The organism is Fretibacterium fastidiosum (assembly GCF_000210715.1).
Classification (GTDB): domain Bacteria; phylum Synergistota; class Synergistia; order Synergistales; family Aminobacteriaceae; genus Fretibacterium; species Fretibacterium fastidiosum.
The window spans coordinates 1-3,528 of record NC_021038.1 but is presented as its reverse complement, the minus strand read 5'-3'; the positions used below and the strand labels follow the sequence as shown (position 1 = coordinate 3,528).

The window sequence follows — 3,528 nt, the reverse complement described above, 5'->3', positions numbered from 1 at the left end:
GGGGCGCGTCAACCTGACCCGGCGGCGCCTTCTGGCGGACGAGGACAGGGTGCGCGCGGTCGGCCTGGAGGGCGCGCTGCCGGATGAGCGGGAGCGCGACAACCTGATCGCCCAGCTGGCCGCCAGGGAGCCCTCCTCCTACCGGGATCGCGACCACGGCTATGGCGACCGGGACCGCAGCTACGGCGATCGGGATCGGGGAGGCTTCGGGGACCGCCGCGGCCCCGGCAGGGACCGCGACCGCGGGAGCTTCAGCGACCGCAGGAGGGACGACCGGCCCCGGAGAAGGGACTACTAAGCCCTCATGGCCGAAGTTCAGGTCCGGATCCAACGCTTTGGGCGGGCGAGGGAGTTCCCTCTGCCCGCCTACGCCACCGAGGCGTCGGCGGGGCTGGACCTGCGCGCCTCCGAGCCCTGCGTGATCGCGCCGGGCGCCCGCGCCCTCGTGCCGACGGGCATTCGGCTGGCCATCCCCTGCGGGTACGAGGCCCAGATTCGCCCCAGAAGCGGCCTGGCCCTGAAGCACGGGGTCGCGCTGCCCAACAGTCCGGGGACGATCGACGCGGACTACCGCGGCGAGGTGAAGGTGATCCTCATCAACCTGGGGGACGAGCCCTTCGTCGTCGAGTCGGGGGACCGCATCGCCCAGATGGTCTTCGCGCCCGTGACCCGCGTGGCCTGGTGCGAGGTGGAAACGCTGGACGCCACGGAGCGGGGCGAGGGGGGCTTCGGCAGTACGGGACGGTAGGTGCCCGCGGCGTGCAAGGCCTCTCCTATCCCTGACGCTCCTGCGCGCTTTCTAATGACGAGCCAATGAGCCCCGGGCCCTCCATCGCAGGAGGGGCCGGGGCTTTCGCGTTCCAGCGGGGGCGGGGCGCCGACCCAGCGCGGAGGTCGGCTCACGCCCTCTTCTGCCGTCTCACGCCTTCACGACCAGCGCGTCCGCGGCGACGGCGCCCTTTCCCTCCTCCAGCACGAAGACGGGGTTGATGTCCAGCTCCAGAAGGTCCGTCTCGATCGCGGCAAGGCGTGAAACCCGGCTGACGATGCCGGCCAGGGCGCGGATGTCCCGCGGTTTGCTGCCCCGGGTCCCGGACAGGAACGAGTACCCCTTGAGCTGGCGGATCATGTTCAGCGCCTCCTCCTCGTCCACGGGGCCGTGCCGAAGCGACACGTCGCCCAGGACCTCGACGTAGATGCCGCCCAGACCGACGGCGATCATCGGCCCGAACACCGGGTCCCGCTTCACCCCGACGATGCACTCGAACCCGCCGCGCACCATCTCGGAGACCAGAAAACCCTGAACGGCGCCGTCCCCCACGTAGTCGGCCAGGTGCTTGCGCACCGTCTTCAGCGCTCCCCGAAGCTCCTCGAAGGAGCGCACGTCCAGCGCCACGATCCCAGCCTCCGTCTTGTGCAGCACGGAGGCGGCCATCCCCTTGAGCGCCACGGGGAACCCCAGTTCCTCGGCCGCGTCGCACGCTTCCTCCAGGTTCAGGCAGAGGCGCTCGCGCGTCACGGGGATGTCGTAGCGGGAGAGGAAGACCTTGGCGTCGTACTCCGTCATGGCGTCCTTCCACTGCGGCAGGATCGGCGCATTCCCGCCGACCTCAGGGGCTGCGGGCGGCTTGAACGCCCCCCATCGGTTCAACTCCCTGAGGGCCCGCGCGCATTGGCGGAAGCTCTGGAAGATCGGGATGCCGGCCGTCTTCAGCCGTTCGATGAAGCTTCCGCCGTGCTGGTGGTCGATCATCCACACGGCGGCCTGAGGCTTGGGGCTCTTGGCGTAGCTCTCGATCATGGTGTCCGTCATGACGTCGCCGGCGTGTCCTACGATCATGGAGAGGGAGGTGACGATCGAGTCCAGCTCCGGGTCCTCCTGCACCGCGTCGAAGACGCTGCGGAAGTTCTCCGGCTGTTCCGATATCTGCACCGTCATGTCCACGGGGTTGCGGGACGCCCCGAAGGGCGGTATGGCCGCCTCGATGCGGGACCGGGTGTCGTGCGAGAAGACGGGGACGGAAAGGCCCACGTCGTTCAGGCAGTCGGCCATGACGATGCCCGCTCCGCCGGAGGTGGTCAGGATCGCCGAACGCCCGCCGCTCATGCGCTTTTCCGCGCCCAGCACCTGACCGATCCCGATGATGTCGTCGATGTCCTCCATCGGGATGACGCCGTACTGCGAGAAGACGGCCGACCAGACGCGATCGTCCCCGGTCAGGGCTGCCGTGTGGCTCTTGGCCGCCTCACGGGCCGAGGGCGAACGTCCGGCCTTCAACACGGCGACGGCGATGTCGCGCTCCCGCGCTTTGCGGACCAGCCGGAGGAACCCTGCGCCGTCCTCGAGGCCCTCCAGATAGAGCATCAGGAGGCGGACTTCGGGGTCATCGAGCACGTAGTCCGCGCACTCCACCGCGTCGAGGTCCGATTGGTTGCCGGTGGTGGCCACGTAGCGAAACCGCACCCCGTGCTCCAACCCCACCCCGAAGGAGGAGAACCCGAACGCCCCGCTCTGCGACACGAGCGCCACGTGCCCCGGCAGAGGCCGCGGCACCTCGTAAAGGGCCCCTGAGAAGGTCAGGGGGATCCCCTCGGCGAAGTTCGCCAGCCCCTGACAGTTCGGCCCCAGGACCCGGATGCCTCCGTCGCGGGCGATGGCGGACACCTCCTCCTGAAGCGCGCGGTCGCCCGTCTCGGAGAACCCGGACGAGTAGATCAGGGCGAAGGGGATTTTTTTGTCCGCACAGGCGCGCAGGGCGTCGGGGATCAGCTTTGCCTTGATGCTGAGGATGGCGAGGTCGATGGGCCCCTCGACCTCCGTGACGTTCCGGTGTACGGGGAGCCCCGATATGACGTCGGCCTTGGGGTTGATGGGATAGATGGCTCCGCCGTAGCCGAAGGACTGGAGGTAGCGGAGCGTCCGGCCCGTCAGGCGCTCCAGGCTCGACGAGGCTCCGACGATGGCGATGCTTTCCGGGGCGAAGAGCTTCCTCAGGGGGTGGGACAACAGGGCTTTGTTCGCTTCTTGCATGTGTAGGGTTCCTCCCGTTCGATGACGTCGGCCCCAGAGGGCCGCAAAGGGCCGCCCTCTGGCGAGGACGGCCCTGCATGACGGAGGAAGTGGCCTTTGGACGGCGTTCGCCGCCGGTGCGGGACGCCAAAGGCCATGCTTTTTCCGCATACCGGCCCGAATCCGCGCGGGGGGGCGTGCGCTCCCTGCGAAAGGCCGGTCTCCTGGCTCGCTCTCCTTACTCCGACCCCCTTCCCAGGATGAAAAACGTCCCAGTGGGCATGGTCGGCATTGCCGAGCTTACAGTGGCGGGTCCGCGCCGGTCTCTCACCGGACTTCCCGAACGCCTTTCGAGGTTCAATTTGTCTCTCCCCATAACTATACGGCAAAACACGAGATTGTCAAACGAGGCGTCCGAAATCTGAGAGGACGTGAAGCCCTCCCCTATAAGGAGAGGCAAAGACCCCCGGTTTTTCAGGCCCCCCTGAAAGGGGGGCTGGCGAGCCCCACAGGGGCGA

3 protein-coding genes and 1 riboswitch are annotated in these 3,528 nt (G+C 68.3%); of the genes, 2 read left to right on the top strand and 1 reads right to left on the bottom strand.

The annotated features are described in order from the left end of the window. Together SY1_RS00015 and dut are read left to right on the top strand one after the other, a co-directional pair. Positions 1 to 298: hypothetical protein (locus SY1_RS00015; protein WP_208872433.1), on the top strand; the 298-nt coding region annotated here is incomplete at its 5' end. A gap of 6 nt (positions 299 to 304) precedes the next feature. Continuing rightward, a complete protein-coding gene (dut, locus tag SY1_RS00010) occupies positions 305 to 748 on the top strand; it encodes a dUTP diphosphatase (RefSeq protein ID WP_015555769.1) in 444 nt (147 codons plus the stop codon). Positions 749 to 919: 171 nt separating this feature from the next. Here the strand turns inward: dut and SY1_RS00005 are convergent, their stop codons facing one another. Next, positions 920 to 3,031, bottom strand: coding sequence for an acetate--CoA ligase family protein (locus tag SY1_RS00005; protein ID WP_015555768.1), 2,112 nt, complete (start codon positions 3,029 to 3,031; stop codon positions 920 to 922). 176 nt (positions 3,032 to 3,207) lie between these two features. Further along, positions 3,208 to 3,376, bottom strand: a riboswitch (cobalamin riboswitch). Between the last annotated feature and the right edge of the window lie 152 nt (positions 3,377 to 3,528).

Coding starts and splice junctions, on each gene's coding strand:
- dut (WP_015555769.1), top strand. CDS start 305: ATGGCCGAAGTTCAGGTCCGGATCCAACGCTTTGGGCGGGCGAGGGAG.
- SY1_RS00005 (WP_015555768.1), bottom strand. CDS start 3,031: ATGCAAGAAGCGAACAAAGCCCTGTTGTCCCACCCCCTGAGGAAGCTC.